The organism is Marinobacter sp. es.042 (assembly GCF_900188315.1).
GTDB lineage: Bacteria > Pseudomonadota > Gammaproteobacteria > Pseudomonadales > Oleiphilaceae > Marinobacter.
This window is the reverse complement of sequence record NZ_LT897781.1, coordinates 2,202,002-2,217,783: the sequence shown is the minus strand read 5'-3', so window position 1 is coordinate 2,217,783 and position 15,782 is coordinate 2,202,002. Positions and strand designations below refer to the sequence as shown.

The window sequence follows — 15,782 nt, the reverse complement described above, 5'->3', positions numbered from 1 at the left end:
CCGGTGTGCCATTCGCCCGCACACCGGTGTTCCATGCCAGGGTTGGTATCATGCCCCTGAAGTTCTTCCTCAAGCTTTATGCCCGCCTTGCCGGCCTGACCGCACTGGTTGTTTTTTTGTGTGTCCTGCTGTTCACCGGGATCAACTCGGTGCGCTCCCAATTCTGGCATGAACGCTTCCCCGAGCCACTGATGCGCTGGCTGGCTGCGGCCCCGGCACCATTACAGCAATACCACTGGCTGAGTTCGATGGTTGATCTTCGCATGGGAGCTGCTTCCCGTTTCAACCTGTCACCGGTGGCTCTGGAGCGACTTGGCTACGGCCAGGTGGTTGGCATCGACAGTGACGTAGGGTATCGGGTTCTGGTAACCGGACTGACCGGAGAAATCCTGCAGCTGCGTCTGAACGAGCCCTATCGGGATGTGTCAGAAACCATTGGGTTGATATTCCGGTGGCATCTTGATTCAGCCTCTGCGGATGACCGTCTCAATGTTGCCGCGCAAATGGCCCGGTCTCTCAATGTCGAAGTGCAGCCCCTGGACGACGCCGACCTGCTGCCGGACTCTGACGTTCTGGACCAGGTCGCCGAGCGGGGCCTCGCCTTCTACACCGACGAATCAGACGGTTGCGGACGGGTGATCGTTCAGCTATCCGACGGTGAGTTGTATCGGATTGACATGCCCGCCGGGTTTGATCCCTGGGCCTGGCCGGTTGTTCTGCTGCTGGTCCTGGTGCTTGGCGGGGTTTTGGCCGTTGCCGTTTTCCTCGCGCTCCGGGAAGTGGACAGTAATCTCAGAACCGTTGAGTCGGTAGCGGTTCGAATCGCACGTGGAGAAATGAGCGCCCGGGTCCAGGCGGGCGAGGGAACGCTGGTAACCCGTCTGGCCTCGTCATTCAACGGTATGGCCGAACACATACAGCGCCTGGTGCAGGTGCAGCGGGAAATGATTCACGCGGTTTCGCACGAATTGCGCACTCCCGTGGCCCGTATCCGTTTTGGCGTCCAGATGATTGAGGACTGCCAGGACGAGGCTGCCCTGCAAAGGCAACTGGACGGTATTGATGGCGATATCCAGGAACTGGACGAGCTGATTGATGAGATCCTGACCTATGCGCGGCTGGAGCAGGGCGGCCCGGTTTTCTCGCTGCAGGAAACCTCGGTAACCGACATTGTCCGCCAGGTGGTCTCTGAGCAGCAGATGGTTCGGCCCGATCTGAGTATCGAAGGCAATATTGATGAGGCCTCGGAACGTTGGGCGTTGTCGGATATTGAGCCTCGCTACCTGCATCGGGCAATTCAGAATCTGGTAGGCAACGCAGGACGCTACGCGGCTGGCAAGGTGCTGGTCTGCTGTCATTTCGATGAGGACAACTGTCGCGTTGACGTTGAAGACGATGGCCCCGGCATTCCAGAGGAAGACTGGGAGAAAGTGTTTACTGCGTTTGCCCGACTGGACGACAGCCGTACCCGAACCTCCGGCGGCTACGGCCTGGGTTTGTCTATTGTTCGCCGGATTCTCTACTGGCACGGAGGGCACGCCTTCGTCAGCAGGAGCGACACGCTTGGCGGTGCAAAATTCAGCCTGGTTTGGCCCAGAAAAAAACCGGTGGACTCCATTGTGTGAGCCAGACCCCATCGCCTCACCTGATGTAACAAAGCAGCTACACAAGCACTACTGAAGTTTTTGGCTGGCCGGTCAATACTTCGAGGCGTAAGGGATGACTTTTGAGGTTGTAGTTCTTACGAACTTTCCTTGTTTCATTCGTCATTTGAGGGCCGGTTTTCTGGCCCTTTTTTTATGCCTGCTTCCAAATTCCATATCGGTCACCCTTTCCCGTCTGCTCTGCTGTTAGAATTCCGGGAAACAAAAGGAGGCCGTTCATGACCCGTTATCTGCTTGCCATCGACCAGGGCACAACCAGTTCCCGTGCTATTGTTTTTGATCAAACGGGCAACAGCGTTGCAACCGATCAGCAGGAATTTCACCAGTATTTCCCGAAAGATGGCTGGGTGGAGCACGATGCACGGGAAATCTGGGACAGCACTCTGGGGGTGTGTCGCGGCGCGCTCGACAAAGCAGGCATTGACGCCTCGGAGCTGGCGGGTATTGGTATCACCAACCAGCGGGAAACCACGGTGATCTGGGACCGGGCAACGGGTGAGCCGATATACCACGCCATTGTCTGGCAGGACCGTCGAACCGCGTCCTGGTGTACCAAGCTGAAATCCGACGGCCATGAAGACACGGTTGTTGAACGAACCGGGCTGTTGATTGATCCCTACTTTTCGGCCACCAAGATAGCCTGGATTCTCGATAACGTGGAGGGCGCCCGCGCCCGGGCCGAATCTGGTGCGCTGGCTTTTGGAACGGTGGACAGCTGGCTGCTCTGGAACCTGACGAACGGCAAATCCCACTGCACCGATGCCACCAATGCCTCGAGAACGGCTCTTTTCAATATTCACAAGCAGGACTGGGACGACGATCTTCTGGCCCTGTTTCGCGTGCCGCGGGCCTTGCTGCCGGAAGTACTCGATAGCGCCGCAGACTATGGCACCGCCGAAGCACAGTGGTTGGGCGCGCCAGTCATGATTGCCGGCATTGCAGGGGATCAGCACGCGGCTCTCGTGGGGCAGGCCTGCTTTTACCCGGGCATGGCCAAGAGCACTTACGGCACCGGCTGTTTTCTCATGCTCAATACGGGCGATAAGGCCGTTCGGTCCGAGAACCGGTTGCTGACCACCATGGCCTATCGGCTAAACGGCAAGCCCTGTTACGCGGTAGAAGGGAGTATTTTTGTTGCCGGTGCTGCCATGCAGTGGTTGAGGGATGGGCTCAAGCTGATTGCCCACGCCAATGAATCTTCCGCCCACGCGGAGGCGGTCGGAGTCGACAATCCGGTTTACCTGGTTCCGGCGTTTACCGGCCTGGGAGCCCCGCATTGGGATCCTCATGCTCGCGGCGCCATCATGGGCCTGACGCGGGATACGGGCATTGGCGAGATCGTTACCGCCGGCCTGCAGTCGGTGTGCTATCAGACCAAGGATCTGGTGCGGGCGATACAGAACGACGGCGCCCGACTTGAATCGCTGCGAGTGGATGGCGGTATGGTGGTGAACGACTGGGTGATGCAGTTCCTGGCCGACATACTGAACGTCACCGTTGACCGGCCCCGGGTTACAGAGACAACCGCTCTCGGGGCTGCCTACCTTGCGGGACTGCAGACAGGTATTTTTGACAATCTTGAGCAGATCTCCGCGCTCTGGGAATGTGAGCGGCAGTTCCACCCGGAAATGCGCCCGGCTTTGCGAGAATCTCTCTACGCTGGCTGGCTGGATTCTGTCGAGCGCGTCTGCAACAACTGAATCTCTAAATCAGGTGGTGCGTTCGAAAGCAATCAGGTGATCCGCCTCGACACGCACCGGCACATGCTCACCCAGGTTGAAATCCAGGTGACTGCGGAACAGGGCTTCGAACTCAGTATCTTCGGAACACCGGAAACGGTAGAGCGTGGAAGTGCCGGCAAAGGTTTTCTCAACCACCTTGGGCTGCAGATCCGAGTCGGGGTCATGAACGATGTCATCGGGCCGGATCAGAACGTCTACCAGGGTGCCGGGTTCCCATTTGTAGGCCCGGTTGCCGTGGATCACGCCTAGCTCGGATTCAATAGTATCCGGCCCCAGGGCGGTGCCGGGGACGAACCCGCCCTGACCCACGAAGCTGGCAACGAAACGATTTGCCGGTTCATGGTAGAGGTTGTAGGGCACGTCCCACTGCTGGATCCTGCCGTCCCGCAACACAGCGACCTGATCGCACATGGCGAAGGCTTCCTGCTGATCGTGGGTAACCAGAATGGCGCTGATGCCCAGCGTCTTAAGGATTTCGCGAACATCCAGGCTCAGCCGACGGCGCAGATCTGCGTCCAGATTGGAAAACGGCTCATCCAGCAAAATCAGGGTGGGCTCGGGTGCCAGGGCGCGGGCCAGGGCAACCCGCTGCTGCTGGCCGCCAGACAGTTCATGGGGGTAGTTGTCGGCCAGATCCTGCAGGTGCACGACATTCAGGAGTTCCATGACCTTCTGCCGTTTCTCGGCCTTGTTCAGATTCCGCAGACCGAACCCCACGTTGTCAGCGATAGTCAGGTGCGGAAACAGGGCGTAATCCTGGAACACCATGCCAATCCGACGCTTTTCCGGGGGCAGGGTGCGTCCGGGCAGGCTGATGGCCTGGGATTGCAGCGAAATCTCGCCACCACTCAGTGGAAGAAAGCCGGCGAGGGCGCGCAGTATGGTACTTTTGCCGCAGCCGCTCGGGCCGAGCAGGCAGCCGATGTCGCCATGGCTCAGGGCAAAGCTGACATCTTTGACCACAGAATCCCCGCCGTAGCCACAGGACAGGTTATTGACCTCGAGCAGCCAGTCTGCCGGCGATTGTGCGGTTGTGCTCATGGAATCAGTCCAGCCGGTTCAGGATGAGAAATTCGAGCAGTGCCTTCTGGGCGTGCAGGCGGTTCTCTGCCTCGTCCCAGACCACGGAGGCAGGATGTTCCATCATGTCCGCCGATATTTCCTCGCCACGGTGAGCCGGGAGGCAATGCATGAAGAGCGCATCCTTATCGGCCACTGAGAGCAGCCCGGGATTGATCTGATAGCCACTGAACGCCCTTTCACGGGCCTTCTGCTCGTCTTCCTGACCCATGGAAGCCCAGACGTCGGTCACCAGAAGCTGGGCGTTTCGGGCTGCCTCGGCCGGCTCCCGGAACACCTTGACCCGGTCTTCGTGGCCCTTGAGCATTGATTCTGCCGGCTCGTAGCCCTCAGGACAGGCGATGTTCAGGTTGAAATTGAACTGGGCAGCGGCATTGATGTAGGAGTGGCACATGTTGTTGCCATCGCCGATCCAGGCAACGGTAGCGCCGCGAATACTGCCGCGGTGTTCCCGGAATGTTTGCATATCGGCCAGTAATTGGCAGGGGTGAAAGTCATCGGTCAGCGCATTGATCACCGGCACTCGTGATGCAGCCGCGAAGCGCTCCACGGTTTCATGGGCAAAGGTGCGGATCATCACCGCATCAACCATGCTGGAGATAACGATAGCGGAGTCTTCTATTGGCTCGCCGCGGCCAAGCTGGGTATCCCGTGGCGACAGGAACATTGCGGAGCCGCCGAGCTGCGTCATGCCGGCTTCAAAAGAAACCCGGGTTCGCGTTGATGATTTTTCGAAGATCATCGCAAGGACACGGTTCTTGAGGGAGTCCCGAACCTTCCCTTGCCGCCACTCGTTGCGCAATGCTGTGGCATGATCAACCAGGCTTTCCAGCTCGTTGGTTGTCATGTCATTCAATGTCAGAAAATGTCGTGCCGCCATGCAATGGCCCTTATCTCACCGAACCCCGCTGCTGGCGGGATTGCCTGAACGTTGGCTGAAAAAATGGGGCATCAAGTCTAGCCCTTCGGAGCAGGTATGACAACGCTGTGGCCGGGCTGGAACTGCCGGTGTTGCTCGAGGTCAAATCAAGGTGTTTGGTGAGGTGTTCGGCACCCGTGTACAATAGCGTCAAGAAAATTGCCGTGTGGCAAGACTGTTCCAATAGAGGTGAATGTTCATGGATATCAATGAAACCATTAAGAGCCAGCTTGAAGAGAATCCGATCATCCTGTACATGAAGGGCAGCCCACAGGCACCCCAGTGTGGCTTCTCGGCCAAAACCGTGCAGGCTGTAATGGCCTGCGGCGAACGCTTTGCCTTCGTCAATATCCTGGATAACCAGGAGCTTCGTGAAGCCCTGAAGGTTTACTCCAGCTGGCCCACGTATCCCCAGCTGTACATCAACGGCGAACTCGTTGGCGGATGTGACATTGTTCTCGAAATGTCCGAGAGCGGTGAGCTGGCAAAACTAGTCAAAGAGGCGGCGAAGCAGGCAGAAGCCTGATCACTGCCGTTCAGAGCCGTTTCGGGGTGAACAACAGTTCCACCTCGAAGCGGTTCGCGCTCCCGCCATCCTTCGGTGGCTGGGGGTAGGGACTAGCCGCCAGCGCAGCCCGATATGCAGCTTCATCTATTGGCTTGATTCCTGTTGATTTCAACACCCTTGCCCGGGTCAGGGCGCCATTTCCCAGCAACTGCAGTTCCACTTCCATAGCGACCGTGTCAGTGAGGCTCCTCATGGCCGGCACTCTCAGTTCTTCAAGTTGATGGGCCAGATGGACGGCCAGTTTGACCACATAGGGGTCGAGCTCGCCCGGTGACTCCGTAACCCTCGTAATGCTCTCCTCCGTTTTTTCTGGGAACTGTTCGGGTTCTTCTCCGGCAGCAGAGTTGACGCTTGACTGTGCGGCTGCGCTGCGGGGCGCGCTGGTATTCGTTGCCTTTGTCGGGGCGGGGGTTTGCGGCTCGCGGGACGTCACAACCTCCGGTTTGGAGAGGGGTTCCGGCTCAGGAGGATCAATCTCAAACGGCGTTACCCGTGTTGCATCGCGATGAGGACTGGAGTCAGCTGACGGATCGGCAACCGTTCTGTGAGTGCCCGGGGCTACCAGCTCGAACCGTACACTCTCTTTGTGCGTGGCCGTTGGTTCTTCCTTGGGCGAGGGGATGCCTGAAAGCAGGAGTGTGTGTAGGAGAAGCGCCAGAGACAAGGCAAGCCCAAGCCGGTAGGCAGCCGGCAGGGCATTGGGACTGCTTTTTTCAGGCATTGGCGTCAGGCGGTCTTGCTCCGGAGGGTGCCGACAACCGCATCCAGGGCCCGATCAATCAATGCGCCCTGCTCAAGCAGCGTCAGCCGGCCACGGCGCATTTCATGGGCCAGTTCAACCCGGGTTTTCTCAATCACTTTCAGCCCCATCCGGTTCACAAAGACAAAGCAATCTGCTTCGTCAATGATAGCGGACAGCTTGCAGCGGAAGTTTGCACCATTGACCAGTCGAAACTCGACCCAGTTACCAATCTCGATACCGTCAATCTGGGCAACGTATTCTGAGATTGCAGCGTCTTCCAGTTCCTGCTGGCGTTCAACGGCCGTCTGGTGAACGGTCGCGATTTCCTCTTCCGCCGGCTCTTCAGGAGAATCCTGTAGTGCTTCGATGGCCGCATTGGTGCGGAATGCCTCTGCCAGCTGATGCTTGAGCTGGCCCATCATTTCATCGAGTCTCGATGAGTTATAGGAGACCTCCTCCAGCCCTGACCGCAGTGATTTCAGCAGGCCAGGCACGACCCGCACCCACTGGTCTCTTTCGTCATCTTCCTGGTGGGGGTGAAGACACCAGATCAGATCATCGACGACCTTCACCGTGGCATTCCACCGATGCTCCACGTCATCCCTGAGATAGGCAAGAAACATCACGCGGCTCCAGCCATTCATCAGAATGTCATGGATGGACTCCGGCAGTTTGTAACGGGACACCTTCTGTTTAAGAAGATTGTCGACGGTTTGTTGAGCCGTCTGGGACTTGATCCGACCCCGCTCGGATTCACGGGTTCTCTGCTCAACCAGAGACGCCTTTCGGTTCTCCCGTTCAAGGAACTGTTCGAATTCCTGATTGAGGGTTTCAAAAAGCGAAACATCACCGTCAAATTCGTTGAGAATCCTTTGCACAATGTTGTGAATCTGTCCGTAGAGTTTGTCCTTGGTTTTCTCGTCGCTGCTACTCCAGCCGATGCCTGCTCTCGCCAGGGAGTTCAAGAGACGTCTGGCCGGGTGCGTAGCCTGGCTGAAGAAACTCTTGTCCCGAATAACCACTTTCAGGATCGGAATCTGTAGCCGGCTGATCAACACCTGAACCGGAGCTGACAGGTTGTAGTCGTCGAGAATGAATTCGAACAGCATGGAAACCAGGTTAATGAGGTCTTCATCGACCTCGTTAAGCGCCGGTTTTCGACCATCTCCGGTATCGGTCTGGGAAAGGAGCTGTTGTACCAGCTGACGGAGATCAATGCTGACAGGTTCGCCGGCGCTCAGGTTGCCCTGGTCCTGCCGGGGGGCTGAAAGCGGCAATGAATTTAGAAGGCTTGCCAGCTCGGAGTCACCCACGACCCGGACATTCGGGTCCGAGGCGCGGGGAGGCATGCCCGCATTGGCCCTTTGCAGCGCCAGCATCTGCCGGATCTGTTCGAAAACCGCGCTGCTGCTAGCGGCCTGGCCGGCCCGTTCTGCCGCGGAAGCGTCCGGCGCGCTTTCCTGTTTTGGCGCCTCTGCCGACTGCGGACTGGAGGCCTCATGCTGCTGACCGGCTTTGCCGTGATAACGGAAGTTCGGAATGATGCCGGCCTGGATCAGTATGCGGTTGGCTTCGTCCAGCAGCATGCCGAGGTTGGACACAACATAGCGGTCAAACTGCTTGAGCAGGATCAGGCGCTCACGAATCTGGATCTCAAGGGCCTGTATTGCCTCTGTGAACGCACTGCACAGGTGTTCCGGTGCCATCGGATTGACCGGTGATTCGTCGGTGGCTTCCGGGTACACCTGACTGAAACGGGTCTGGAGTTGCAGCAGTGGGCCCTGGAAGTGCGCCTTTGCCTTGGTGATCATGGCGTTGAGGGCAACCTGCTCCTCAAGGTCGTCATTGCCGACCAGAGCAAGCGTGTCGGCGCTGGCCTGCTTGCTCAGTTGTTCTTCCTGAAGCGGTCCGGTGTGAGGGGGGGTGGCAAAATATTGGGCAACGGTGTTCTGGAAATGCCGCTCGACACCCTTACGCTTGATGCGAATTTCACGCATCGCCTCGAAGTACCGGTTCTGCTCGTTGTTGCTGCGGGCATTATTGGCCAGCTCGAACAGTGAGTCGTCGACGGCGTCGAAGGCGCCCTGCAGCAAATCACCGAGCCCGGCGACAACCGTGTCCCGGATGCGGGTGACCTCCGCAGGAACCGGTCTGTTACTTCCGGCTTCCCGGTGTTCGCGGAGGTAATGTATGCCGGACTGCTTGTTCATGGCAGACTCCTGTTTACGCCTCAACCGGATACATGACCGAGCTTGAAATCCTTGGATTCTCGTTATTGGTTAAATTTACCGCATTTTGCTCAAAGTTAACATGATCAAACGCTAACGTGGGAGCAAATTCAAAAAAACACGAGGTGCCCAACAGGCACCCTCGTGCAGATGACTGACTTGCAAGAGAATTTGCGGTCAGTTGACGTAAACCGGGCCTATGCCCATGCTCCAGATGACGACACTGATGGCGAGCAGGGCAACAAACATAACCAGGCCAACCGTCAGGACTGCAGAAGCGAACATGAACCCCTTGTCCGCCGGGATTCTCATCAGGATCGGTAGCCCTTCATAAAGCAGGTAGACCGCGTAGGCAACCGCCACCAGGCCTGCCAGCATATTCACCCATATGTTCGGATAGGCGGCGATTACGCCAATCAGGAAAATCGGGGTTGCCGTGTACGCCGCCAGAGCAACGCCTCTGGGCGTCCGTTCCACCGCATCATACGTTGCGGCGAAAAAATCAATGAACTTGCCGAGTATAAAAATGCCGGCAAGCATGGCCACGTAGAAGAGTGTGGATAGCTGGAGTGCGCTCGTCACCGACAGCTTGGTGATCTGGCCATCTCCAATTTGCCAGCCTACCTGGGTTGTTCCGATGAAGCCGGCAACCGCCGGGATCAGTGCCAGCAGCAGAATGTGGCCGGCGTACAGTCGTGTGACAGTCTCGGATTCATTGCGGATCGCTTCCCACTCCCGGTCGGGATGGGCGAGCAGGCCAAACGTGTGTGTCAGACTCATGGACGTATTCCTTGTGATTGTTATTGTATCGCACGCTCCTTCAGTGTTGGTGGGGGATCACCGGGGGTCAAGCTGGCGGTTAAATTTTGATCTTTCAAGAACGGAAGGCGCTATAACCGAAGGGTCTATAGCGCCATAGGGAGGAGGTGTCCGGGTTTTACTGTTTCAGTGACAGAGAACGTTTTTTGCGTTTTTTCGGGTGCACAATGGCTGCTTTCACGACATTGTCCTTGATCTGCAGCACTTCTACCCGATGGCCGTCCACTTTCAGGCAGACGTTGGTGTCGGGGATGTTCTCCAGGGTTTCGGTAATCAGGCCGTTAAGGGTTTTGGGGCCATCGGTAGGGAGCTTCCAGCCCAGGGTCTTGTTGATGGTTCGGACGGCGGACGTGCCATCGATAATGAACGTGCCGTTGTCCTGCGGGATGATGTCCGGGCTGGTGGCGGCATAATCCGTCGTAAAGTCACCGACGATCTCTTCAAGTATGTCTTCCAGTGTCGCAAGGCCAAGAACGTCGCCGTATTCATCGACCACAACGCCGAACCGTCGACGACCTTTCTGGAAGTTGATCAGTTGGGTGTTCAGGGGCGTGCTTTCCGGGATGAAATAGGGTTCCTGGCAAAGCTGCATGATCATGGCTTTGTTGATTTCCTCTTGTTGCAGCAGTTTGGAAGCGCTGCGCAGGTGCAGGATGCCCTGAATGTTATTGATGTCGCCCTTGAAGACCGGAAGCCGGGTATGCTGGCTGCTCCGCAGTTGGCGCAGAATGGTGTCGGTGTCGTCGTCCAGGTCGATACCCACTACCTCGTTTCTCGGCACCATGATGTCATTCACGGTCACTTTTTCCAGATCCAGAATGCTGACCAGCATGTCCTTGTGCTTTGCTGGTATAAGTGCGCCGGCCTCATTGACGAGGGTCCTGAGTTCTTCCCGGCTGAGGTGGTCGTTGGCTGCGTCTGCGGCGGAAACGCCCAGCAGTTTCAGTATGCCTCCGGTGAACAGGTTTACCGCCCAGACAATCGGATACAGGATTTTCAGCAGCGGGCCGAGTATGTAACTGGCCGGGAAGGCAATTTTCTCGGGAAACAGTGCTGCAAGGGTTTTCGGAGTGACTTCTGCGAAGATCAGAATCACGATGGTCAGCAGGATGGTGGCAATCGCGATGCCGGCATCGCCCCAGACCCGAATCGCGATAACCGTGGCGATCGAAGAGGCGAAGATGTTCACGAAATTGTTGCCGATCAGGATGACGCCGATCAGCTGGTCGGTTCGTTGCAGCAAGCCCTGGGCGCGCTTGGCACCTTTATGGCCGGTTTTGGCCATATGTTTGAGACGATATCGGTTGAGCGACATCATCCCCGTCTCGGAGCTCGAGAAGAAACCGGAAAGCAGGATCAGTCCGACCAGGAGAATAAACAGCGCGGTAAGCGATGTTTCGTTCAAAAGAGGTGTCCTTATATTGCTGACAAGTAGCGAAAATAGGGTTTCGGCGAGCGTTGTGTCAAGAGAATAACCGGTGCTTCCGGTGTCAGCCGCCGCGCTGGAAGATCAGTTCCAGCACAAACTTGCTGCCGTAGAAGGCCAGCATCAGGAGTGCGCAGCCAGCGAGGGTCCAACGGCTGGCGGTGATGCCCCTCCAGCCTTTTGTGTAACGACCAATCAGGAGCGCCACGAACACAAGCAGAGACAGGATCGAGAACAGGGTCTTGTGGGCGAGGTTCTGGGCAAAGAGATCCTCTATAAAGAGGGCGCCGGTCACAATCGCCAGAATCAGCATGACGACGCCGGCCCAGACCATCTCGAACAGCAGCGACTCCATGGTTTGCAGAGGCGGCAGGTTACGAACCAGCAGGCTGTTGTAATTGTGCTTCAGTTGGCGATTCTGGAAGTAAAGTAAAACCGCCTGGATAGCCGCAAGAGTAAAGAGGCTGTAGGCTGTCACCGAAAGCGCAATATGGGAGAGCATGCCGTAGCTTTGCTCGGACACCAGTCTCGAGGGTCCATGGGTAACCAGGGCGAGAATGATGGTGAGGCCGGCCAGCGGGTAAACGCCGAGAAACAGGCTTTGCACCGGCTTTTTAAGGTTGAGTCCCAATAGAAGGAAGACGATCAGCCAGGAAATAAGCACGGAGCTTTTGAAAAAACTGAAATCGAAGCCGCCGTCGTGATGGACTGTCTGGCCAATGAGAAGTCCGTGGCTGGTCAGGGCGAGAACGCCAATCAGGGTAGTAATGGCAATGTTGCTCTGAACCCGGCCCCTGAAATGCAGGGCCTGCAGCGCGGTACCTACGCTGTAAAGAAAAAGAGAGGTGACCGCGAGAATCAGCGTTCCCATGACTTCCTTATTAACCACTGTTCTGACTGGAGATCGGCGCTGGTTTGCGCCGATTTGACCGGGCTGGTCGTTTCAGGGCGATAGTCTGGTTATAATGTCGCGATTATGCAACTGGAATCAAGGAGTCGTCGCCGGCTCTGCCGATTCACGCACTCAATTTATCCGGGGTACGGAAGAGCAACATGTTTGAGAACCTCCAAGACCGACTTTCCGGCAGTCTGCGCAAGATTTCCGGCCAGGCGCGCCTCACTGATGACAATATAAAGGACACCCTGCGGGAAGTGCGCATGGCGCTGCTGGAGGCGGATGTCGCCCTGCCGGTGGTGAAGGACTTTGTTGAGGGCGTCCGCAAGCGTGCCATTGGCCAGGAGGTGCAGCGCAGTCTGACGCCGGGCCAGGTCTTTGTGAAAGTTGTCCAGCAGGAGCTGGAACGCGTCATGGGCGAGGGTAATGAATCCCTCAATCTGAACGTCCAGCCGCCGGCCGTAGTCATGATGGCGGGTCTGCAGGGTGCAGGTAAGACGACCACGGTCGCCAAACTCTCGCGCTTCCTTAAAGAGCGGCAGAAAAAATCCGTCCTGGTGGTCAGCGCCGACGTCTACCGTCCGGCGGCGATTCGCCAGTTGGAAACCCTCGCTGGCGAAGTGGGTGTCGAGTTCTTCCCGAGCAGTGCCGATCAGGACCCGGTTGATATTGCCGAGGGTGCCATTGCCGCGGCCAGGAAGAAGCACATTGATGTGGTAATTCTTGACACCGCCGGTCGGCTGCACGTCGACGAACAGATGATGGGAGAGATTGGTCGGCTGCATAAAGCGGTCAACCCGGTTGAAACCCTGTTCGTGGTCGATGCCATGACGGGCCAGGATGCCGCCAACACCGCCAAGGCGTTCAACGATGCCCTGCCGCTGACCGGCGTGGTGCTGACCAAAACCGATGGCGATGCCCGTGGCGGTGCGGCCCTGTCTGTTCGTCACATTACCGGTAAGCCGATCAAGTTCCTGGGTGTTGGTGAAAAGTCTGATGCGCTGGAGCCGTTCTATCCGGACCGGGTTGCCTCCCGGATCCTGGGCATGGGCGATGTGCTCTCGCTGATTGAAGAGGCAGAGCGCAAGCTTGATCAGAAGAAGGCCCAGAAGCTCACCAAGAAAATCAAGAAGGGCAAAAGCTTTGATCTGGAGGATTTTCGGGATCAGCTCCAGCAGATGAAGAACATGGGTGGTATCGGTGGTCTGCTCGACAAGTTGCCCGGCATGGGGCAGATGGCCCAGGTGGCGCAGCAACAGGTCAACGACAAGTCCATGGGGCAGATGGAGGCGATTATCTGCTCCATGACGCCAAAAGAGCGGCGTTACCCGGATGTGATCAACAATTCCCGCAAACGCCGTATCGCCACGGGGTCTGGAACCCAGATCCAGGACGTCAATCGTTTGCTGAAGCAGCACAAGCAGATGCAGAAGATGATGAAAAAGTTTGGCAAGAAAGGCGGTATGGCGAATATGATGCGCGGCATGGGCGGCATGATGCCCCCTGGCGGCGGTGGGGGAGGCGGAATGCCCCCGTTTGGCCGTATGTAAAAAGCCTTACATGGAAAACGGGGAAACAACTGGTTTTGCTGTTTTCTTTGGCGCTTTTTTAGCATAGAATAGCGCCCCTTTCGAGTATGGGTCTTCGCGTCAGCTGGTGTTCAGCAGGCGTGAATCGTACAAAGTTCGTTCAACAGAACAGGATATTGGTTAAATGGTAATTATCCGTTTGGCTCGTGGCGGCTCCAAGAAGCGCCCGTTCTACCATCTGACAGTCACCGACAGCCGCAAATCCCGCGACGGTCGTTTCATTGAGCGCGTAGGTTTCTTCAACCCGGTAGCCCGTGGTCAGGAAGAGAGTCTTCGCGTTGATCGTGATCGTGTCAATTTCTGGCTCGGTCAGGGCGCGCAGACCAGCGAGCGCGTTGCACAGCTGCTGAAGGCTGCTGGGTAAGACAGTACTGACACCGGGGTTTATGGCATGACACAGAATTCGCAGGAAACTGTGATCGGCCGGATTACCTCGGTGTTTGGGGTCAAAGGATGGCTTAAAGTCTTTTCCTACACAGACCCCAAGGAAGGAATACTGAACTATCCCGATTGGACTCTTGATCTGGATGGCAAGCGTATTCCGGCCAAGCTTGAGGAAGGTCGCCGCCAAGGGCAGGGGATCGTCGTCAGGCTTAAAGGTATTAACGACCGTGATCTGGCCCGCACGTATTGTGGTGCCGAAGTCAGGGTTTCCACTGCTGAATTGCCGCCGCTTCCCGATGGGGAGTACTACTGGTTTCAGTTGGAAGGTCTTGATGTATTCACGGTGGATGATGAGTGCCTTGGTAAAGTGCACCATCTGATGGAAACCGGATCCAACGATGTTCTGGTGGTGCAGGCAACAGCAGGCTCCATTGATCAACGTGAGCGTCTGATCCCCTATCTGCCGGGCGAAGTGGTGCAGAGTGTTGATCTCGCCGCAAAGCAAATGGTGGTGGACTGGGATCCGGAGTTCTGACGGGTGTGGATTGGCGCAGTCAGTCTGTTCCCGGAGATGTTCGGTGCGGTGACGGATTACGGGATCACAGGGCGAGCGGTTCGGGATGGTCTGCTGACCTTTCGAACCTGGAATCCCCGTGAATTCACCCAGGACCGGCATCGCACGGTAGATGACCGGCCCTATGGTGGCGGCCCGGGCATGCTGATGAAAATTCAGCCCCTGAGGGACGCAATCCATGCGGCACGGGAATCGGCACCCGGAAACCCCTGTGTGGTTTACCTGTCGCCTCAGGGTGAGACGCTGAACCAGTCTGTTGTCGAGTCGCTCGCGGCAGAACAGCAACTGATTCTGGTGGCGGGCCGGTACGAGGGTGTTGATGAGCGCCTGATAGCGACGGAAGTCGATCGGGAAGTGTCACTGGGCGATTTTGTGCTGTCCGGTGGCGAACTGGCAGCGATGGCTGTTATCGATGCGGTTACACGCCTCATCCCCGGAGCGCTGGGTCATGCGCAGTCGGCAGAGCAGGATTCTTTCGCCGACGGTTTGCTGGATTGTCCGCACTACACCCGGCCCGAGGTTTACGAAGGTCAGGCGGTGCCGGATGTTTTATTGGGCGGTCACCATGATCAGATCCGGCGTTGGCGGCTCAAGCAGTCGCTGAGGCGAACCCGGGAGCGACGCCCCGACCTGCTGGAAAAGCGGGTGTTTACGGACGAAGAGCGTGAGCTGCTGGAAGAGATTTTGAACGAACCGGGTGCCTCTGAATAATCAGGGCATTAACAGATTGGGTATCAGGAGCATTACGATGAGCGGCAAGAACAACATCATCAGTCAACTTGAAGCAGAACAGATGACCAAGGAAATCCCCGCGTTTGCGCCGGGTGACACCGTGGTCGTTCAGGTTCGCGTAACCGAGGGTAACCGTGAGCGTCTTCAGGCGTTCGAAGGTGTCGTCATCGGCAAGCGTAACCGTGGCATGAACTCCTCTTTCACCGTGCGTAAGATCTCCTACGGTGTTGGTGTTGAGCGTACTTTCCAGAGCTTCTCCAAGCTGATCGAAAGCATCAGCGTGAAGCGTCGTGGCGATGTTCGCCAAGCCAAGCTTTACTACCTGCGCGACCTGTCTGGCAAGGCGGCTCGTATCAAGGAAAAGCTGGGCTGATCAGCAGTGCGCTGAACAGCAGTCAGAAAAGGGCAGCCGAGGGCTGC

15 protein-coding genes are annotated in these 15,782 nt (G+C 57.1%); 8 read left to right on the top strand and 7 right to left on the bottom strand.

Annotation, left to right across the window (positions count from 1 at the left end; genetic code table 11):
- The first annotated feature begins 5 nt into the window (after positions 1–5).
- The gene (locus tag CFB02_RS10385; RefSeq protein WP_227519184.1) at positions 6–1,625 is read left to right on the top strand and encodes an ATP-binding protein; all 1,620 of its coding nucleotides are present in this window, start codon (positions 6–8) and stop codon (positions 1,623–1,625) included.
- 257 nt (positions 1,626–1,882) lie between these two features.
- Complete coding sequence (gene glpK / locus CFB02_RS10380; RefSeq protein ID WP_088557946.1) at positions 1,883–3,364, top strand: glycerol kinase GlpK; 1,482 nt, start codon at positions 1,883–1,885, stop codon at positions 3,362–3,364.
- Positions 3,365–3,373: 9 nt separating this feature from the next.
- Here the strand turns inward: glpK and CFB02_RS10375 are convergent, their stop codons facing one another.
- Entirely contained in the window at positions 3,374–4,447 is a 1,074-nt protein-coding gene (locus CFB02_RS10375; protein ID WP_014576257.1) for an ABC transporter ATP-binding protein, read from the bottom strand.
- A 4-nt stretch (positions 4,448–4,451) separates the two neighbouring features.
- Entirely contained in the window at positions 4,452–5,366 is a 915-nt protein-coding gene (gene argF, locus CFB02_RS10370) for an ornithine carbamoyltransferase (RefSeq protein ID WP_088557945.1), read from the bottom strand.
- 238 nt (positions 5,367–5,604) lie between these two features.
- On the opposite strand from argF, the gene grxD reads away from it, so the two are divergent.
- On the top strand, positions 5,605–5,931 hold the full coding sequence (gene grxD / locus CFB02_RS10365) for a Grx4 family monothiol glutaredoxin (protein ID WP_008176261.1): 327 nt from the start codon (positions 5,605–5,607) through the stop codon (positions 5,929–5,931).
- A gap of 10 nt (positions 5,932–5,941) precedes the next feature.
- Here grxD and CFB02_RS10360 read toward each other — a convergent pair whose 3' ends face one another.
- The 5 genes from CFB02_RS10360 to CFB02_RS10340 all read right to left on the bottom strand — a co-directional run bounded on the left by CFB02_RS10360 (position 5,942) and on the right by CFB02_RS10340 (position 12,059).
- The gene (locus tag CFB02_RS10360) at positions 5,942–6,694 is read right to left on the bottom strand and encodes an energy transducer TonB (protein ID WP_088557944.1); all 753 of its coding nucleotides are present in this window, start codon (positions 6,692–6,694) and stop codon (positions 5,942–5,944) included.
- 5 nt (positions 6,695–6,699) lie between these two features.
- Positions 6,700–8,925, bottom strand: coding sequence for a DUF1631 domain-containing protein (locus CFB02_RS10355; RefSeq protein ID WP_088557943.1), 2,226 nt, complete (start codon positions 8,923–8,925; stop codon positions 6,700–6,702).
- 195 nt (positions 8,926–9,120) lie between these two features.
- Complete coding sequence (locus CFB02_RS10350) at positions 9,121–9,723, bottom strand: Yip1 family protein (protein WP_088557942.1); 603 nt, start codon at positions 9,721–9,723, stop codon at positions 9,121–9,123.
- A 157-nt stretch (positions 9,724–9,880) separates the two neighbouring features.
- Positions 9,881–11,167, bottom strand: a complete 1,287-nt coding sequence (locus CFB02_RS10345) for an HlyC/CorC family transporter (protein ID WP_088557941.1) — start codon at positions 11,165–11,167, stop codon at positions 9,881–9,883.
- A gap of 85 nt (positions 11,168–11,252) precedes the next feature.
- Entirely contained in the window at positions 11,253–12,059 is an 807-nt protein-coding gene (locus CFB02_RS10340; protein ID WP_008176250.1) for an inner membrane protein YpjD, read from the bottom strand.
- 182 nt (positions 12,060–12,241) lie between these two features.
- On the opposite strand from CFB02_RS10340, the gene ffh reads away from it, so the two are divergent.
- The 5 genes from ffh to rplS all read left to right on the top strand — a co-directional run bounded on the left by ffh (position 12,242) and on the right by rplS (position 15,735).
- Positions 12,242–13,633: a signal recognition particle protein gene (ffh, locus tag CFB02_RS10335; protein WP_008176248.1), complete on the top strand. Its 1,392-nt coding sequence runs from the start codon at positions 12,242–12,244 to the stop codon at positions 13,631–13,633.
- A gap of 163 nt (positions 13,634–13,796) precedes the next feature.
- Complete coding sequence (gene rpsP / locus CFB02_RS10330; RefSeq protein ID WP_008176245.1) at positions 13,797–14,036, top strand: 30S ribosomal protein S16; 240 nt, start codon at positions 13,797–13,799, stop codon at positions 14,034–14,036.
- 27 nt (positions 14,037–14,063) lie between these two features.
- A complete protein-coding gene (gene rimM / locus CFB02_RS10325; protein WP_008176242.1) occupies positions 14,064–14,591 on the top strand; it encodes a ribosome maturation factor RimM in 528 nt (175 codons plus the stop codon).
- Positions 14,592–14,594: 3 nt separating this feature from the next.
- Positions 14,595–15,341 carry a tRNA (guanosine(37)-N1)-methyltransferase TrmD gene (gene trmD / locus CFB02_RS10320; protein ID WP_008176240.1) on the top strand — a complete coding sequence of 249 codons (747 nt, stop codon included), beginning with the start codon at positions 14,595–14,597 and terminating at the stop codon, positions 15,339–15,341.
- A gap of 37 nt (positions 15,342–15,378) precedes the next feature.
- Positions 15,379–15,735, top strand: a complete 357-nt coding sequence (gene rplS / locus CFB02_RS10315) for a 50S ribosomal protein L19 (RefSeq protein WP_008176237.1) — start codon at positions 15,379–15,381, stop codon at positions 15,733–15,735.
- Positions 15,736–15,782: the final 47 nt, after the last annotated feature.